The 17,832-nt window shown below is 72.5% G+C and carries 16 protein-coding genes; 3 read left to right on the top strand and 13 right to left on the bottom strand.

The features are described 5' to 3' along the window. The first annotated feature begins 256 nt into the window (after nt 1-256). Nucleotides 257-1,588, top strand: a complete 1,332-nt coding sequence (gene nhaA / locus Van01_RS13380; RefSeq protein ID WP_204006592.1) for a Na+/H+ antiporter NhaA — start codon at nt 257-259, stop codon at nt 1,586-1,588. Nucleotides 1,589-1,601: 13 nt separating this feature from the next. Here nhaA and Van01_RS13375 read toward each other — a convergent pair whose 3' ends face one another. The 9 genes from Van01_RS13375 to Van01_RS13335 form a co-directional block, all read right to left on the bottom strand. Continuing rightward, nucleotides 1,602-1,892, bottom strand: coding sequence for a DUF1622 domain-containing protein (locus Van01_RS13375; protein ID WP_204006590.1), 291 nt, complete (start codon nt 1,890-1,892; stop codon nt 1,602-1,604). Then, nucleotides 1,889-2,239, bottom strand: coding sequence for a DUF1622 domain-containing protein (locus tag Van01_RS13370; RefSeq protein WP_204006588.1), 351 nt, complete (start codon nt 2,237-2,239; stop codon nt 1,889-1,891). Before Van01_RS13370 ends, Van01_RS13375 begins: the two co-directional genes overlap by 4 nt. Before the next feature lie 92 nt (nt 2,240-2,331). Beyond that, nucleotides 2,332-2,919 carry a TMEM165/GDT1 family protein gene (locus Van01_RS13365; RefSeq protein WP_204006586.1) on the bottom strand — a complete coding sequence of 196 codons (588 nt, stop codon included), beginning with the start codon at nt 2,917-2,919 and terminating at the stop codon, nt 2,332-2,334. Between the two features lie 260 nt (nt 2,920-3,179). Then, nucleotides 3,180-4,145, bottom strand: coding sequence for an L-histidine N(alpha)-methyltransferase (gene egtD / locus Van01_RS13360; protein ID WP_204006584.1), 966 nt, complete (start codon nt 4,143-4,145; stop codon nt 3,180-3,182). 75 nt (nt 4,146-4,220) lie between these two features. Then, the gene (gene egtC, locus Van01_RS13355) at nt 4,221-4,967 is read right to left on the bottom strand and encodes an ergothioneine biosynthesis protein EgtC (protein ID WP_204006576.1); all 747 of its coding nucleotides are present in this window, start codon (nt 4,965-4,967) and stop codon (nt 4,221-4,223) included. A gap of 22 nt (nt 4,968-4,989) precedes the next feature. After that, a complete protein-coding gene (egtB, locus tag Van01_RS13350) occupies nt 4,990-6,324 on the bottom strand; it encodes an ergothioneine biosynthesis protein EgtB (protein WP_204006567.1) in 1,335 nt (444 codons plus the stop codon). Further along, on the bottom strand, nt 6,321-7,556 hold the full coding sequence (egtA, locus tag Van01_RS13345) for an ergothioneine biosynthesis glutamate--cysteine ligase EgtA (RefSeq protein ID WP_204006558.1): 1,236 nt from the start codon (nt 7,554-7,556) through the stop codon (nt 6,321-6,323). The genes egtB and egtA overlap by 4 nt, the downstream gene beginning before the upstream one ends. A gap of 293 nt (nt 7,557-7,849) precedes the next feature. Further along, the gene (locus Van01_RS13340) at nt 7,850-8,593 is read right to left on the bottom strand and encodes a hypothetical protein (protein ID WP_204006553.1); all 744 of its coding nucleotides are present in this window, start codon (nt 8,591-8,593) and stop codon (nt 7,850-7,852) included. Between the two features lies 1 nt (nt 8,594). Further along, nucleotides 8,595-9,251 (bottom strand): RNA polymerase sigma factor, encoded by a 657-nt coding sequence (locus tag Van01_RS13335; RefSeq protein WP_239099053.1) that lies wholly within the window; start codon nt 9,249-9,251, stop codon nt 8,595-8,597. 508 nt (nt 9,252-9,759) lie between these two features. Between Van01_RS13335 and Van01_RS13330 the strand changes: the two genes are divergently transcribed. Next, the gene (locus Van01_RS13330; RefSeq protein ID WP_204006552.1) at nt 9,760-11,118 is read left to right on the top strand and encodes a serine/threonine-protein kinase; all 1,359 of its coding nucleotides are present in this window, start codon (nt 9,760-9,762) and stop codon (nt 11,116-11,118) included. A gap of 106 nt (nt 11,119-11,224) precedes the next feature. Then, nucleotides 11,225-12,487: a nucleotide sugar dehydrogenase gene (locus tag Van01_RS13325; RefSeq protein ID WP_204006551.1), complete on the top strand. Its 1,263-nt coding sequence runs from the start codon at nt 11,225-11,227 to the stop codon at nt 12,485-12,487. Here the strand turns inward: Van01_RS13325 and Van01_RS13320 are convergent, their stop codons facing one another. From Van01_RS13320 to Van01_RS13305, 4 genes are all read right to left on the bottom strand, one after another. Next, a complete protein-coding gene (locus tag Van01_RS13320; protein ID WP_204006550.1) occupies nt 12,488-14,965 on the bottom strand; it encodes an ABC transporter permease in 2,478 nt (825 codons plus the stop codon). Between the two features lies 1 nt (nt 14,966). Further along, the gene (locus Van01_RS13315; RefSeq protein ID WP_373306253.1) at nt 14,967-15,743 is read right to left on the bottom strand and encodes an ABC transporter ATP-binding protein; all 777 of its coding nucleotides are present in this window, start codon (nt 15,741-15,743) and stop codon (nt 14,967-14,969) included. Nucleotides 15,744-15,879: 136 nt separating this feature from the next. Then, nucleotides 15,880-16,560: a response regulator gene (locus tag Van01_RS13310; protein WP_204006548.1), complete on the bottom strand. Its 681-nt coding sequence runs from the start codon at nt 16,558-16,560 to the stop codon at nt 15,880-15,882. Beyond that, the gene (locus Van01_RS13305) at nt 16,557-17,771 is read right to left on the bottom strand and encodes a sensor histidine kinase (protein ID WP_308442390.1); all 1,215 of its coding nucleotides are present in this window, start codon (nt 17,769-17,771) and stop codon (nt 16,557-16,559) included. Before Van01_RS13305 ends, Van01_RS13310 begins: the two co-directional genes overlap by 4 nt. Between the last annotated feature and the right edge of the window lie 61 nt (nt 17,772-17,832).

Raw genomic sequence — 17,832 nt, 5'->3', positions numbered from 1 at the left:
GTTAGGTATTTTCCAATGGCGGATCGCACCCGCAGTGACCAACCGGGCCGACGGTCCGTCGGAATCGCTCCGGGACGGAAAAAATGCGGTGTCTTCGCCGGGCGCTACGGCTGACTCGTCGCCCTCCTTTGGAAGAGTCGCGTCCGCCCGCTCGCGACGGCCGTCGGCACTGGATAGGGTCTTGCACGGGTGTGCCGGGAAGCCTGGTCGGCGACATTGCCGTGCTGCCCTCTGACCGACGAGGTGGACCCCCCGGATGACCGATCAGAACCCGCCCCCCGAGCCTCGCGGCGTGCGCCGCCTCTTCGCGCGTACCTCGTGGCCGGAAGCGCGTTTCCTGGCCGATGTGCTGCGTACGGAGACCGTTGGCGGCGCCCTGCTGCTCCTCGGCGCCGTGGTCGCGCTGGTGTGGGCGAACTCGCCCTGGGGTGACGCCTACGCGGAGTTGGGGCGGTGGGTGCCCTGGTCCGGTGGCGCGGCGTTGCACCTCGACCTCGACCTCGCCACCTGGGCCGCCGACGGTCTGCTGGCCATCTTCTTCTTCGTGGTCGGGCTGGAACTGAAGCGCGAGTTCGTCGCCGGTGAATTGCGCGATCCACGCCGGGCGGCGCTACCTGTGGTGGCGGCGGTCGGTGGAATGGTCGTACCGGCGCTGATCTTTGTGGGTGTCAACGTCGCAGGTGGTGGCGACGGACTGCGCGGCTGGGCGATCCCGACCGCCACCGACATCGCGTTCGCGCTCGCGGTGCTGGCCGTCATCGGGGCCTATCTGCCACAGGGGTTGCGGGCCTTCCTGCTCACCCTGGCCGTGGTCGACGACCTGCTGGCCATCACCATCATCGCGGTCTTCTACACCGACGACTTCAGCGTGCTCCCACTGCTCGGGGCGCTGGTGCCGATCGCCCTGTTCGGCCTGCTGGTGCAGCGCCGCCGGACCTGGTGGTGGGCGCTGATCCCGCTCGCCGTGGTCGCCTGGACCCTGGTGCACTCCTCCGGGGTGCACGCCACCGTGGCCGGCGTGCTGCTCGGCTTCACCGTGCCGGTGCTCGCCGGCAAGGGCGGCGCCGACGGCCGGGGCATGCCGGGCCTCGCCGAGCACCTGGAGCACGTGTGGCGGCCGATCTCCGCCGGCTTCGCGGTACCGGTCTTCGCGTTCTTCGCCGCCGGGGTCTCCCTGCGCGGCGCGGACCTCGGCGCGGTGGTCACCGATCCGATCGTCCTCGGCATCGTGCTCGGCCTCGTCGTCGGCAAGTGCGTCGGCATCCTCGGCTCGACCTGGCTGCTGGCCCGGTTCACCCGGGCCAGTCTGGACGAGGACATCAGCTGGTCGGACCTGCTCGGTGTGTCGTTCCTGGCCGGTATCGGGTTCACCGTGTCCCTGCTCATCGGCGAGCTGGCCTTCGGTTCCGACGGCGTCGAGGGCGACAACGTCAAGGCCGCGGTGCTGGCCGGCTCGCTGATCTCGGCGCTGCTGGCGACTGTCGTGCTCCGGCGGCGCAACAAGATCTACCGGGCGGTCGCCCTCAAGGAGCAGGTCGACCTCGACCAGGATGGCGTGCCCGACGTCTATCAGAAGCCCGGCGGCTGACCACCGCCGCCGCTCACGTCCCGGACGCCCGGCCGACCCGCTCGGCCGGGCGTCCGGCCCCGCTCGATCGCCGCCGGAAATCCGTGATCAGCGTGGCACGTACCAGCAGGCGCAGCGCCACGATCGCGGTCAGGACGGCGATCTCCGTCCAGGTCTGCTCCCCGGTCAACCGCAGCAGGCCGGCGGCGAGCAGCATGTCGAGCAGCACCCCCAGGGCTGTCGTACGGGAACCTGTGGCGAGCAGCGCCACGAGCGCGGCGAGCACGCCCAACGCCGTGATGACGGCCGCCACCAGCATCCTCATCGATCGTCGACCTGCCGCTGCTCGTGCTCGATCTCGCGACCCAGCACGTAGTTCAGCACCGTCCGGATCGCGGCGATGGCGGCCAGCTGGCCGATCTGCGCGAAGGTCGGCGACAGCGCGGTCCGCAGAATGTCCGCCGCCAGCTGAAACTCCAGGCCCAGCGTGAGGAAGCGGCCCAGGGAGAGCCGGATCCGGGTGAACACCGCGGCATCGCGGTGACGCAGCCCGTCGACCACGAAACGCAGCGCGGCCAGCGCCGCCCCGACGACGATGACGAACGCGCCGACCAGCTCCACCGCGGTGACCAGCAGTTGGTGGCCCCGCTGGAGGATCACCTCGACGTCCACCCCGGCGCCTTACCCGGCCTGCATCCGGGTAGTCGGCACCGGGGCGTACGACGTCGAGCCGGTCGACGCGGTCGCCGGTCCGGCGACGAGGGTCAGCGCAACTGGGACACCGCGTCGACGATCAGCCAGACACCGCTGATGGCGAAGAGCGTGGCGGCGCCGTACCTGATGGTTCGTTCCGGCAGTTTCCGGCCGAGCAGCCGGCCGGCCAGGATGGCCAACGCGTCCGCCGCGACCATGCCGACAGTCGAGCCAATCCAGGTGCCGAACCAGCCGTACTGGGTGGCCAACGTGATGGTCGCGAGCATCGTCTTGTCACCCAGTTCGGCCAGGAAGAAGGCGACACCGACGGTGATCACGGCCGACCTGCCGCCCCGGGCGGCCCGGCGCTCGTCGTCCTCGGTGAGCCGGTCGCCCCGCAGCGTCCACGCGCCGAAGCCGAGAAAGGCCAGGCCCGCCAGGAGCGAGATCCAGCCGGTGGGCAGGGCCGCGCCGAGACCGTGGCCGATCGCCACCGAGGCGAGGTGCACCACGGTGGTGGCCACGGTGATGCCGATCAGCACCGGCATCGTGCGGTACCTGGTGGCGAAGGCCAGGGCCATGAGCTGGGACTTGTCTCCCAGCTCGGCGACGAAAATGACGCCGAAGCTGACCACAAGCGCGGCGAGGAACCCGTCCATGATGTCCTTCCCGGATCAGGCCGGGAGGAGGTGTGGGGACGCCCTCGACCCGGCTGCAACAGCCTGGTCGAAGGTCTCGCCCGCCTCGCCGGAACGAGGCCGGGTGGCCGGATGCGGAACGCACCAGTATGTCGACCACGCCGTTATGGGCTACTCCCCTTCGCTGCGCCCAGCCTAGCCGACCACCCTCCGGCGGAGCACCGGGGCCCGACATGGGGGCGGTCGGGCCCGCCACGGTCGGCGCGGACGGCGCCTGTCGCTCACTCGGCGCGGGCGAGGGTCACCCCGAACAGGCCGTCCGGGTCGGTCCAGAACCGCTCGGTGCGGAATCCCGCCGCGGCCAGCTCGCCCGCGATCCCCGCCGGGCGGAACTTCGCCGACACCTCGGTCCGCAGGTCCTCACCGGCGGCGAAGTCCACATCCAGGTCGAGCACTCGCACCCGCATGGCTCGCTCCGCCCGCAGCCGCATCTCGATCCACTCCTGTGCCGGGTTCCAGAGCGCGACATGGGCAAACGCCGCCGGGTCGAAGTCGGCGTCGAGTTCCCGGTTGAGCACCCGCAGCACGTTGCGGTTGAACTCCGCCGTCACTCCGGCCGCGTCGTCGTACGCGGGCACGATCACCGCCGGATCCTTGACCAGGTCGGTACCGACAAGCAGCCAGTCACCCGGCTCCAGGGCGGCCCGCATCGCGGCGACGAACTCCGCCCGTTCGGCCGGCAGCAGATTGCCGATCGTGCCACCCAGGAAGATGACCAGCCGCCGCCCACCGGTCGGCAGGTGATCCAGGTGGCGGGTGAAGTCACCGACGATGCCGCGTACCCGCAGCCCCGGATAGTCGGCGGTGAGGGTGGCGGTGGACCCGGCGAGCGCGCTCACCGACACGTCCAGCGGCACGAACGTGCCGAGGCCGCCGCGCTGGGTGAAGGCGTCCAGCAGCAGGCGGGTCTTCTCCGAGGAACCGGAACCCAGCTCGATGAGCGTCTTCGCGCCGGTCAACTCCGCGACCTCCACCGCCCGCTCGGCCAGGACGGCACGCTCGGCCCGGGTCGGGTAGTACTCCGGCAGGCGGGTGATCTCGTCGAACAGCTCGCTGCCCCGCGAGTCGTAGAACCACTTCGGCGGAAGCCACTTCTCGGTGGCGGTCAACCCGAGGCGTACGTCCCGGCGCAGGCTGCGGCTGATGTCCTGGTCGTCGAGGTGAATCTCCAGTGGCTCAACGCCCATCTGCTGTCCCCTTCCGTCGTGTCTGACAGGTGCGGGCGGCCCGGCGCACGCCCGGTGGTGCTTCGTCGGCCCGCCTCACCACGCGGCCAGGTCCCGCTGGCGCACCTCGGTCGCCGTGGCCTGCACGAGTTGCCCCTCGGGCACCTCACGCCACCCCGGTTCGTCGTCGTGCGGCTCGGAGACCAGCAGCACCGAGGCGGTGGTGGCACGCAGCGACAGGGCGTGCCCGGCCGCGCTGGCGACCACCGTGTGCCCGTCGGTGAGCAGCAGGTTGAGCCGGGACCCGGGTGCCGCCGCGGCGACCGAGGTGACCGTCTCGGCCACCGCCCGCGCCGGCCCGACGCCAGCGCGCAACCGGTGGCGCACCAGCGCCCACAGCAGCGCCGAGTCGGTGGTCGCATCGAGGGTGAGCAGGTCCCGTACGGGTAGCTCGGCGGCGAGCGGGACCATCGAGTCGGGCCAGCCCCGCACCACGCCGTTGTGGCTGAACAGCCATCGACCGTCGGCGAACGGCGCGGCGGCGGTGTCGACGATCGCCATGCCGACGGTGGCCGAGCGGACGGCGGCCAGCACCGCGCCGGCCGAGGTGACCGCCGCCAACTCGGCGATTGTGGGGTCGGTCCAGATCGGCTGCGCCCGCCGGTACCGCACCGGCGCCGCGCCGTCCGGGTACCACCCGACGCCGAAGCCGTCGGCGTTGATGGTGCCGCCGCCGCGCATGTCGCGTGGCGCCCAGGACTGGCGTAGCAGCGAGTGCGGCGGATCGAACAGCAGCTCACGCAGGGTCAGCGGCGGCCCCAGGTAGGCCAGGTGTCGACACATCAGGCGATCGGCTTCCGGACCGTCACTGGTGCGCCTCGTCGGGCCGGGCGTCGCGGGCGCAGCGGAAGCCGCTGAAGATCTGTCGACGGATGGGGTAGTCCCAGTTGCGGAACGTGCCGCGGCAGGCCGCCTGGTCGGTGCCGAACGATCCGCCCCGCAGCACCTGGTAGTCGTCGCCGAAGAAGACCTCGGAGTATTCCCGGTACGGGAAGGCGGCGAAGCCCGGGTAGCCCCGGAAGGGGGTGGCGGTCCACTCCCACACATCGCCGATGAGCTGATGCACACCCAGCGGTGAGGCGCCCGCCGGGTAGGCGCCCACCGGCGCCGGTGACAGGTGCCGTTGGCCCAGGTTGGCGTGGGCCGCCGTGGGGTCACCGTCGCCCCACGGATACCGGCGGGACCGACCGGTCGCCGGGTCCCACCGGGCGGCCTTCTCCCATTCCGCCTCGGTGGGCAGCCGCTTGCCCGCCCAGGTGGCGTACGCCTGTGCCTCGTGGAAGCAGACGTGCACCACCGGCTCGTCGTCGCGTACCCGGGACCAGGTGCCGAACCGCAGGTAGGACCAGCCGTCTCCGTCCCGCCGCCAGTGCATGGGCGCGCTGAGCCCGGCCTGCCTGCGATGCTGCCAGCCCGCCTCGCTCCACCAGCGGGGGTCGTCGTATCCCCCGTCGGCGATGAAGGCGCGGTACGCGCCGTTTGTGACAGGTGCGGCGTCGATGACGTACGCGGGCAGGTCCACGCGGTGCGCCGGGCGCTCGTTGTCCAGTGCCCACGGGTCGGCGTCGGTGCCCATCTGGAACGGGCCGGCCGGCACCAGCACCTCGGCGGGCACCCAGCCGGTCGGCTCCGGTGGGGGCGGCGCGTGCAGCGCGGCGGGACCGGATCGCAACTGGTGGGTGGCGAGCATCGTCTCGTCGTGCTGCTGCTCGTGCTGCACGATCATGCCGAAGGCGAAACCGTCGGCGACCAGCCGGCCGTTGTCGAAGGCGACCCGGTCCAACAGGTCGTACACCTTCTCCCGGACGGTGGCCAGGTAGGCGCGGGCCTCGGGCGGCGGTAGCAGCGGCAGCGACGGGCGGTCCCGACGCGGCTGCTTGAACGCGTCGTACAGGTCGTCGATGTCGCACCTGACCGGCTCCCGCCCGCCGACGTCGCGGACCAGCCAGAGTTCCTCCTGGTTGCCCACGTGCGCCAGGTCCCACACCAGCGGGGACATCAACGGTGAGTGCTGGCGGATCAGATCGGCGTCGTCCACCGCCTCGGTCAACAGGACGGTGCGGGCGCGGGTACGCGCCAGTTCCGCCGCGATCCGGCCGCGTAGGCCCTCGGCGTCGCGGTCGATGCTGATGTCGGTCACCGCCGGCTCCTCTCCGCGGCCTCACGCCGCCGCCGTAATCCGTTGTCGATTTCCCGGTGCAGGGCCGACGGCAGTGCCAGCCGCGGCAACGCGCCCCGGGCCAGGTCGAACAGGCCCGCGGCGGCCCGGGCCAGGGTCACGTCCCGCAGTCCGTGTCGGGCGGCACGGTGCCAGCCGTCGGCGGCGGGTGCGGTCACCTCGATCGCCGCGGCGGTCGTGTCGGGGCCGCTGAGCAGCGCGCTGAGCACCGCCAGCGGCAGGATCCAGCCCCGCCCGGGTTGTGCGTCGAGGTAGCGGATCTCCAGGTAGCCGCGGGGGCGTACCGGGGGGAAGAGCGTGCTGACGTGGTATTCCAGGTCGTCGACGCGGGGTGGCCGGTGCAACGCCCCGTCGATCCAGTCGGCGAACGTCACGTCCGGCGGCGCGGTCCAGTCCGGGCCGTCCGAGCGCACGCAGAGCAGTGGGGCGGCCAGCACGTACGCCGTCCAGGCGGCCACCGGATCCCGGTCGGCCAGATCGGGCGTCCAGACCGGGGCGGTGCGGGCCGGATCGATGCGCCACCAGGCGCCCATCCGGGCCGATGCCCAGCCGGTGTCCCGGCCGGCGTGGCGGCCGGCGGTGGCGAAGGCGGCGAGCAGCGGCGGCCCGGCCGCGTGGACCAGTCGCCAACGGGACAGGAGGTGCTCCGGCTGCCCCGCGTCGAGGCAGATCTGCAGGCCGGCCGTGCTGTACATCATCGTCCGCCCGGCGGCACCACGACGGTCGAAGACCTGCCGCATCGCGCGGTAGCGGGGGGTGTCGATCACGGGCTGGGGAGGTCGGTACGGGTCGATGCCGGCCCGGCCGAGCGTCAGCCCGGCGGCGCCCAACAGTCTGCTGGCCTGCTCCACGTCGGACTGGGTGGCTTCGATGAGCGCGGCGACGCCGGCTCGCGGTGGGGTGGAGATCTCCAGTTGCCCGCCGGGCTCGACGGTCATCGTGCTGCCCCGCAGCAGGCGCAGGGCGGGGCTGGTCGGGTCCAGCGTGGTGGGGCCATATGGCCCCAGTGCCGCGCGAAGCCGTGCGGCGTCGACGGGGCGGACCGGATCGACAGCGTCATGGACCGTCCATTCCAGCTCGACCCCGGTGAGGACGGGCGGACCGGTCTTGAAGCAGATCCGGGCGAGGTGCCGGGCGGCTGCGGCGCTGTCCCGCAGCACCGGGACCTGGTCCACCTCCGGTGACATCACCATGTGTGGCTCCTTCCGGTCGGATCCGCGGCCACGGTAGCCCACCCCTGTGACATCGGATCCGGGTGAACCTGAACCGCACGGCGCCGACGCGTCGGCTCCGGCCGCACGGCACATCGCCCACGACGGCGGGTTGACGAGGGGCTTCAGCCGGTGTCGGCACGGGCGGCTCCGCCACCATCTGTGTAGCAGGGGCCGACCGCCCGTCGAACGGATTTCACGATTCAGTCAACATTCGCCGGGGTACCCGGCCGGCCGCGCCCGCGCGGGCCGCCGGGATCACGGTGTCGGTTGGCTCAGTCCGCGCCCGTGGTCGAGTCCGGGTCGGACTCGCTCCGCAGGTTCCGGCAGTACCCCTCGACGTGTTCCGCGCCGCCGGCCGCGACCACCAGTTCGTTGAAGGCGGGCCGGTCCAGGGCCTTCTCCCGCTGCCGTTCCGACTTGGCCAGGTAGGCCCGACAGAGGCCCGGACGGTCCGTGGTGTTGTCGGAGTTACCCGGCCCCACGTGGTCGGTGGCCTCGGGGCTCGGGGTCAGCGACGCACCGGGCGGAGACGTCGGTGGAACCGAGGTCGCACCAGCGGTAGGGCCGTCGGTCGGAGCGGTCGGGACAGCGGAAGGCTCACCCGTGGGGGTGCCCGGCCCGATGGTGGGTTCGGGCGCGGCCGGGCTGGTGACAGCCGGCGGCGGTGTCGGGCCGGAGCGGTCCAGACCCACTGCGGCCAGGGCGGCACCGGCGGTGGCGGTGGCCGCCACCCCGGCGACCCAGGCCAGGGCGCCGACGGTGAGCCGGTGTCGTCGTCGCCGGGTCACCGCGTCCGTGGCCTCGGTCAGGTGGGCGGCGCGAAAGGCCGCGACGGCGGCCTCCTCGCCGGCGAGTTCCCGTTCCCGGGCCGGAGCGGCGGCGGCCCGCAGCAGGCTGGCGAGCGGGTCACCGGGCCCCGGCGCCGGCCGCGGCGAGCGGGTCGCGCGGGCGGCGTCCAGCAGCCGTTCGTGGTCGACGCGCGACGACCGGCTCAGCATCACCCGGAGTCCGCGCATGTCAGCCGTCCACGGGTTCGGTCTGGGGCGGCAACCCGGCACGCTGACGCGGCCGAGCCTCGGCCCTCGGCCCGGCCGGGACGTCGCCCGCCCCGGCCACCGCGTCGCCCGGGGCGCCTGCCGCGCCCTGCTGGTCCAGCAGCACCGCGAGCCGACGCAGGCCACGATGCGCAGCGGTACGCACCGCACCGGCCCGACGCCCGAGCACCCGTCCCGCGGTCTCGGCGTCGAGCCCGATCACGGCACGCAGCAGCACCGCCTCGGCCTCCCGGGGTGGCAGGCTGGCGATCATCGCGAGCGCCGCCTCGGTGCCGAGGCTCTCCCCCGCCCGCTCAGCGGTGTCGGCGTCCCCGGCCAGCTCACTGAGTTCCTGCACCGGCACTGACAGTGCGGGGCGACGGCGTTGCCGGCGCAGATGGTCCATGGCCCGGTTGCGGGCGATGGTGACCGCCCAGGCGCGGAACTCGCCACCGGTGAAGGTGGGCAGGTCGCGGGCGACCTGCAACCAGGTCTCCGACGCGACGTCCTCGGCGTCCGCACCGACCAGGGCGGTCAGGTAGCGCAACAGCCCGGGCTGCAGGTTGCGGTAGAGCTGACGGAAGGCGTCCTCGTCACCGGCGCGGGCGGCCTCGACAAGCTGTTCCAGTTCACCTGTCACGCTCGCACCGCCGCCGGCCGCCGGACCTCGGTACGCCAGTCCCCGGAGCGGACACGCGTCGTCTCGGCCCGTCCCGCGCGCCGGACCCCGATCCGCACCCCACCCCCGTCGACCTGAACCGAACCGGGCCCGTACGACCCGGTAGCGGATTCTCGCCGACAACGTCGAGGACCACAACCTGACCCGGCTGTACTGTCGTTTCGACCCGGCGGGCGGTGTCGACGCGGTCGGGCAGCAGCGGAAGGCCGCACGGGCAGTGAGAATTGTCTACCGCCTGCCCAGCGATTCGCCGTAACGCGCCGGGGGCCGACGACGCTGCGGACGCCCCGCTGGCCAACCGACCGGGGTTCGGCGCGGGCGAAAGGTGACGCCCGGTGTCGATGAAGTCACCCCGGGACGACGGCGGTCGGTGCTCGGCGGCTCCGACCGGCCACGACTTCGCGGCGGCGAGCGGTGGGGCCCGACCCGCCGGCGCGCCGTTCGGGCTCGCGGTGGGTACGGTGGTGCCGTGTTGTCTTCGGAGGTCGTACTCAGCGGTCGGTACCGCTTGGACGAGCGTGTCGCCACGGGCGGCATGGGCGACGTCTGGCGGGCGACCGACCTGATCCTCGGGCGGCAGGTGGCGGTCAAGGTGCTGCTGCCCGCCCTCGTCTCCGACCCCGACTTCATCGCCCGGTTCCGCGCCGAGGCACGGATCATGGCGGCGCTGCGACACCCGGGGATCGTGCAGGTCTACGACTGCGGTGAGGACGACCTGCCCGGCGGTGGCCGCGCCGACTACCTCGTCATGGAGTTCGTCACCGGCCAGCCGCTGTCGAAGCGGATCGAGGCCGAGGGGCGCCTGGACGTGGGCGTGGCCATGTCCGTGGTGGCGCAGGCGGCCCAGGCGCTGCACGCCGCGCACCTCGGCGGGATCGTGCACCGCGACGTCAAGCCGAGCAACCTGCTGATCCAGGAGGACGGCACTGTCGTCCTGGTGGACTTCGGGGTCGCCCGCTCGACGAACGTAACGAGCATCACCAGCACGAACGCCGTTCCGGGTACCGCGCTCTACATGGCGCCCGAGCAGGCCGCCGGGCGACCGGTCTCCGGGGCGACCGACCTGTACGCGCTCGGCGCGGTGGCCTACTGCTGCCTGACCGGCAGCCCACCGTTCACCGGCGACAACCCGCTCCAGGTCGCCGTCCGGCATCTCGACGATCCGCCGCCGGAGCTGCCGCACGACATCCCGGAAGCGGTCCGGTTGCTTGTCGACCGGGCGCTGGCCAAGGACCCGGCCGACAGGTTCAGCAGCGGCGCGGCGATGGCGGAGGCGGCGCGGGCGGCCGTGTCGGAGGGCTCCCTGCCCACGACAGTGGTCCCGATGGCCACGGCCCTGCGCGACGCGGGGCCGGACACCCGCACCGGGCTACCGGTGATCGACGCACCGCCACGCCAACGACGCCGCGGGAAACTCGTGGGCGCGTTCACCGCCGCGCTTGTCGGGTTGACGGCGCTCGGTGCCGCGCTCGGTGCCACGCAGGAGGCGAACACCCCGGCGGTCAAGCTGCCCACCACCGCCCCGACGGCCGAGTCCACCGACGGGGAAGAGGCGTCGCCGAGCCCGCAGGAGAGCGCACCGGCGCAGGTGCCGCTGCGGCCGGCCGGCTCGACCAGCCGGGCGACCGAGTCCCCGTCGCCCGAGCCGTCCTCGCCGCAACCCAGCGAGCCGAGCGAACCGGCGTCACCGGAACCGACCACACCCAGCCCTGACCCGGAGCCGACGGGCACGTCGAGCAGCCCCACCCCGCCGGCATCCCCCACGCCGTCGACACCCACCACCCCACCCGACGGGGAGCCGCCGGGCGCCGGCGAGGGCGAGAGCTGAGTCCCACCGGCCCCAACCTTCTCGAATTCCCCGAAACGGACGTACGGCACCACACTGCGCTCTAGGCTCCTCACCAGCAGTTATCTCCTACCGGTCGGGAGTTCGGGTGAGCGTGGAGAAGTTGGTCGTCGTCGGCCAGGGTTACGTGGGTCTTCCGCTGGCCATGCAGGCCGTCGAAGCCGGTCTGGACGTGGTCGGTCTCGACGTCGACGCCGACCGGGTCAAGCGGCTCGCCTCAGGTGAGTCGTTCGTGTCCGACATCCCCGCCGACCGGCTCGGCCGCGCCCTGGCCAGCGGCCGGTACCGGCCGAGCACGGAGTACGCCGAGGCCAAGGACTTCGACATCTGCGTCATCACGGTGCCCACTCCGCTGCGCGACGGCACTCCCGACCTGAGCTTCGTGGAGCAGGCCGGCACGGGGATCGGACCGTACCTGCGGCCCGGCTGCACGGTGGTGCTGGAGTCCACCACCTATCCCGGCACCACCGAGGAGTTGCTCCGCCCGTTGCTGGAGGCGGCCAGCGGGCTGCGCAGTCCCGGAGACTTCCACCTCGGGTACAGCCCGGAACGCATCGACCCGGGCAACCCGACCTGGCGGTTGGCGAACACCCCGAAGGTGGTTTCCGGGGTGGACGCGGCCGCGCTGGCCCGGGTCGACTCGTTCTACAGGCGTCTGGTGGAGCGGACGGTGCCGGTGGACTCGACCCGGGTGGCCGAGTTGACCAAGCTGATCGAGAACACCTTCCGCCAGGTCAACATCGCCCTGGTCAACGAGCTGACGATGCTCTCGCACCAGCTCGACATCGACGTGTGGCAGGCCATCGAAGCGGCCGAGACGAAGCCGTTCGGGTTCATGCCGTTCCGGCCCGGTCCCGGTGTCGGCGGGCACTGCCTGCCGATCGACCCCTGCTACCTCTCCTGGCAGGTCAAGCGCCGCCTCGGTCGGCAGTTCCGGTTCATCGAGCTGGCCAACGACGTCAACCACGAGATGCCCGAACACGTGGCGCAGCGGGTGATGGCCGGGTTGAACCGTTCCGGTCGGGCCGTCAAGGACGCCCGCCTGCTGCTGCTCGGCCTGGCGTACAAGCGCAACACCGGGGACATGCGCGACTCGCCCGCCGTCGAGGTCGCCCGGCGGCTACGCGAACTCGGCGCCGAGGTCCGGGCGGTCGAGCCGTACGCCGAGGCGCACCACCTGCCCGACGGGGTGCTCACCGTCGACCTGACCGAGCGTGAGCTGCGCGAGGCCGACGGTGTCGTGGTGGTCACCGATCACGACGTGTTCGACTACGACCTGGTGGTCCGGCACGCCCGGTACGTCTTCGACACCCGCAACCGCTGCACCGGCCCCACAGTCGAGCGGCTCTGATCAGCGGTCCGCGAGCGCCTCGACGACGGGCAGCGCCAGGGCCCGGCGGGCCGGCAGCACCGACGCGGCAAGCGCCGCCAGTACCGCGATGCCGAGGATGCCGCCGAGTTGGCCCCACGGCACGACGAGGGTGAAGTCGCCGGCGATGCGGGACAACATGGCCATCCCCGCCGCGGCGACCCCGGTGCCGAGGGTGACGCCGAGCACCGCGCCGACAAGCGCGGTGAGCACCGCCTCGACGGCCAGCATGCCGCGCATCCGCGCACGGGTCAGCCCGACCGCCCGCAGCACCGCGTTCTCCCGGGTCCGTTCCACCACCGACAGGCTCAACGTGTTCGCCACCCCTACCAGGGCGATCACCACGGCCAGGCCGAGCAGGGCGACCACGAACGCCAGCACCATGTCCACCGTGCCGGTGAGCATCCGTTTGTACGCCGCCTGGTCCATCAGGTTGACCGTCGGGTAGTCGACCAGGACCGCCTCGATCGCGGCCCGAGCCGCGGCCGTCGACGTGCCCGCCGCCGGGTCGATCTCCGCCAGATAGCCTCGCTCGCCCGGAAAGAGCCGGGTGAAGTCGGCGTCGTCCAGTTCGACGACGTGACCGGCCGGTACCCGTCCATCGACGGCCTCGGAGCCGGTGCCGACGATCACCGCCGCCACCTCGAACGCCTGTCCGTGCAGGGTCACCGTCTCCCCCGCCGACCAACCGCGCCGCTCGGCCAGTTCCCGGTGCACCAGTACCCGTCCCGGTCCGAACCGGTCGAGTTGCCCGGTCAGCACCTGTTCGATCCGATGACCGATCAGCGTCGGGTGGGCGGCGCGCGTTTCGACATCATCGGCGAGATGCGTACGCGGCTCGTGCACCGTCGCCAACTCCGGGCGGGCGGCCAGCGCCTCGACCACCTCGGCGGGCAGCTCCACGCCGATCCCGGTCACCAGGAAGTCCACCCCCACCTGGGCGTCGACGCTGCGCTCGATGGCCACCTTGGTGCTCTGCGCGCCCACCACGAAGGAGGAGACCAGACCGATTCCGATCACCAGTGCGATGGCGGTCGCGGCTACCCGCCGAGGATTGCGAACCGCGTTGGCGACGGCGAGGGAGCAGGTCGTCCCGAAAATCCTCCGGGTCGGGACGCCGAACAGCCGCACCAACGCCGGCACCAGCACCGGACCGAACAGGACCAGGCCGAGGAAGCTGAGCACCCCACCCAGGGCGACAAGCGCGACCTGCCCCGCCGAGGCCGCGCCGATCAGGGCCGCCACCCCGCTGGCGAGGACGATCGCGCCGATCGCCAGACGTACCCGGCCGGCGGGGCGGGCGACCTGGACGGCGGCGTCGGTCAACGCGGCCACCGGGGCTGTCCGGGTGCCCTGCCAGGCCGGTACGAGGGCCGCGCCGACGGTGAGGGCCGTGCCCGCGCCGAGGCAGCCCAGCACGGTGCCGACGGTAAGCGTCAGCTCGCCGTACAACGGGGTGGCCAGTCGCGCCATCAGGACGTTGAGGCCGGCCGCCAGCCCGGCGCCGAGCAGCACACCGAGGGTCGAGGCGACGAGCCCGACAGCCACCGACTCCAGCAGCGTGGCCCGGAACACCTGCCCCCGGGTGGCACCGACCAGGCGCAGCAGCGCGGTCCGCCGGGCGCGCTGCGCCAGCACGATCGTGAACGTGTTGGCGATGACGAAGGCGGCCACCACCACTGCCACTCCGGCGAACGTGAGCAGCACCATGTTGAACTGGCTCAGGTCGCGGACCTCCTCGGCCACGGCGGCGTCGAGGATCTCCTGCCGGGTACGTACGGTGGTGTCCCCACCTGTCAGCTCGATGATCCGCTCGGCGAGGAGACGGTCGGCTGTCCCCGCCTCGGCCGCCACCATGATCCGGTCGTAGTCGCGCCGTTCGGTGACGGCGAGGGCGTCAGCGCCCACCAATCCGATGAACGGACCACCGATGTCACGCGAACTGCCGGCCACGTCGACAGTGCCCACCAGGGTGTACGGGCGGGCCGCGCCGCTGGCGCCACCGACGCGTACCGGAGCGCCGAGGTCGAAGCCCTGCGCCGCGACGGTCCGCTGGTCGAGCACCAGTTCGCCGGCGCGGGCGGGCAGTCGGCCGGCCACCACGTCGTAGGACTGGAGGGTGGGGTCGGTGGGGATCGCGGCAAGTACCCCGTAGCCGAGCACCGGACGCCCGTCGGAGCCGACCACCCCGGCGGTGCCGGTCAGCTCGCCCTCGGCGGCGCGTACCCCGTCGACCGCGCGCACCTGCTCGACCAGGGACGCGTCGATCATGTCGTCCCGGTAGACACCGACGTCGGTGTGTCGGTCGAAGGTGCCTGCCCGGTCGTAGGCGCCGCTCCGCATCCCGTCCACGAAGATCAACGTACCGGCGATGAAGGCCACGCCGAGGACCACGGCGAGGGTGGACATCAGCATGCGCGCCGCCTCGGCACGCAGCGAGCGCAGGGTCAGCCGGATCATGTCAGCGCCCTCCAGCCGGGGCCGCGCCGTCGGTGTCCAGGTGGGCGAGCACGTCGAGGACTCCCTCGGCGGTCGGCTCGGCCAGTTCCCGGACGAGCCGACCATCGGCGAGGAAGACCACCCGATCGGCGTGGGCAGCGGCGACCGGGTCGTGGGTTACCATCACCACCGTCTGCCCGAGGGTGTCGACCGCCGCACGCAGCAGCCGCAGCACCTCCGCCCCGGCACGGGAGTCCAGGTTGCCGGTCGGCTCGTCGGCGAAGATCACCCACGGCTTGGTGATCAACGCCCGGGCCACCGCGACCCGCTGCTGCTGGCCACCGGAGAGTTCGGCCGGACGGTGTCGCAACCGGTCGGTCAGTCCGACCGCCGCGACCACCTGCCGCAGCCAGGCCGGGTCGGGTCGCCGTCCGGCGATGTCCAGCGGCAGGGTGATGTTCTCCTCCGCGCGCAGCGCCGGCAGCAGGTTGAACTTCTGGAACACGAAGCCGATCCGGTCGCGACGCAGCAGCGTGAGCCGGCGGTCGTCGAGGCGGCCCAGCTCGGCGTCGCCCACGCGTACCGTCCCGGCGGTGGGTCGGTCCAGGCCGGCCAGGCAGTGCATGAGTGTCGACTTGCCGGAGCCGGAGGGGCCCATGATGGCGGTGAAACGGCTGGCGGCGAAGTCGACGTCGACCTCGTCGAGGGCGACGACGCCGGCCTGACCGGTGCCGTACTGCTTGCGCAGGCCCCGCGCCGTGACGGCGACACCGGCGGTGACGTGGACGGGTGGTGCGATCGACACGTGCTGCTCCAGGGAACGGTGAACCTCGGACGTCCCTGACGCTATGGAGACCACCGGCCCGTCGGGATCAACCCGGACGGTCGACCTCGGTACGTCTCAGGTCGTCCCGCACCTGGCACACCCGTACGCCTCAGGTCGTACGCAGGCCCTCCGCACCCGGGGTGACCAGGCCACTCTCGTAGGCCAGGACCACCGCCTGCACCCGGTCGCGGAGCTGGAGTTTGGCCAGTATCCGGCCCACGTGGGTCTTCACCGTCGCCTCGGCGACATGGATCCGGGCGGCGATCTCCGCGTTGGCCAGGCCCTGCGCGACCAGCAGCAGGATCTCCCGTTCCCGGTCGGTGAGCTGAGCCAGCCGGGGATCCTCGGTGGGCCCGGTGCCGAGCTGGCCGGCGAACCGGTCGAGCAGCCGCCTGGTGATCGACGGGGCGACCACCGACTCGCCGCCCGCGACGACCCGGATCGCGGCCAGCAGTTCCTCCGGCGGGACGTTCTTGAGCAGGAAGCCGCTGGCCCCCGCGCGCAGCGCGGCGAACGCGTCCGCCTCGGTGTCGAAGGTGGTCAGCACCAGCACCTTGGGCCCGCCGGCCGGCTGGGCGCAGATCCGGCGGGTGGCCTCCACGCCGTCCATGGTCGGCATCCGGACATCCATCACCACCACGTCCGCGGTGACGCGGTCGAGCACCCGCAGCGCGTCCGCGCCGTCGATCGCCTCACCGACCACCTCAAGATCGGGCTGGGAGCCCAGCACCATCCGGAACCCGGCGCGCACCAGCGCCTGGTCGTCCACGATCACCACCCGGACGGTCATGCCGCGATCACCCCCGTTGCCGGAGCGGCCGGCAACGGCAGCCACGCCCGCACCTGCCAGCCACCGGCCAGCCGGGCACCGGCGGTGAGGCTGCCGTCGTACACCGAGACCCGTTCGCGCATGCCGACCAGTCCGTGACCGCCCGGCGGCGTCGGGGTGAGCGGTAGGTGGCCGCGACCGTCGTCGACCACCACGAGTGCGACGCCGTCGGCGGCCTGCTCCAGAGTGATCTCCACGCTCGCGCCCACCCCGGCGTGCTTGAGCACGTTCGTCAACGCCTCCTGAGCCAACCGGTGCACGGTCAGCTCCAGCGCCTGCGGCAGCGGGACGGGCCCGTCGATGACCGTGTAGCTCACCCGCAACCCGGCCTCACGGAAGCGGTCCAGCAGGGCGGGCAGCTCGGCCACCGAGGGCCGGCGGTGGGCGGGTTCGGCCAGGTCGGGCACGGGTCGTACGGGTGGTACGGGCACTGGCTCCGCGGGGTCCGGTTCGCGTAGCACACCCACCAGCCGGCGCATGTCCTCAAGCGCCTGCCGACCGGTGTCCGCCACGATCTTGAGCGCATCCCGGGAGGTCTCAGGATTCTGGTCGATCACGTAACGTGCTCCGTCCGCCTGAACGATCATGACGGCCATGCTGTGCGCCACCACGTCGTGCAGTTCGCGGGCGATCCGGGTGCGTTCCTCAGCCACCGCCGCCCGCGCCTCGGCCTCCCGCTCCCGTTCGAGGGTCGCCGCCCGCTCCTCCAGGCTGAGCACGTACTGCCGGCGGGTGCGGACGTTCAGCGCCACCAGCCAGACCGCCCCGGTGATCAGCGTGTAGTAGATGGCCGTGTAGTACCAGGGGGCGGGCAGCGGCTGCCGCACGGCGGCGAAGACCGCACCGAGCACGGCCACCCCACCGGCGATGACACCGTCGCGTAGCCGCTCGGCGTACTTGACGACGCCGTACAGGGCGATCAGGACCGCGACGTCGTAGAGCATCGGCGCCCAGCCGAGGGCGACCTGCGTGAAGGCCAGTACCGCGATCACGACGGTCACCGCCACCGGTCGGACGCGGCGGAACAGCAGGGCCAGCGCCATCCCCACCCCGATCGCTGTGGACCACCAGCCGCCGGGCTGCACGGGCCCGCCGGCCACGCTGACCAGGGCCACCAGGCCGGCGAGGGCCACGTCGAAGGCGACCGCGGGCAACCGTCGGCCAAAGATCATCGCACTCATCGTGCACCCAGCGTACGAGGCGACCCGACGGCGGACGCGAGAGTGCTCCCGG

Source organism: Micromonospora andamanensis, assembly GCF_016863495.1.
In the GTDB taxonomy this organism is placed as follows: Bacteria; Actinomycetota; Actinomycetes; order Mycobacteriales; family Micromonosporaceae; genus Micromonospora; species Micromonospora andamanensis.
This window is presented reverse-complemented; position numbering and strand designations above follow the sequence as displayed.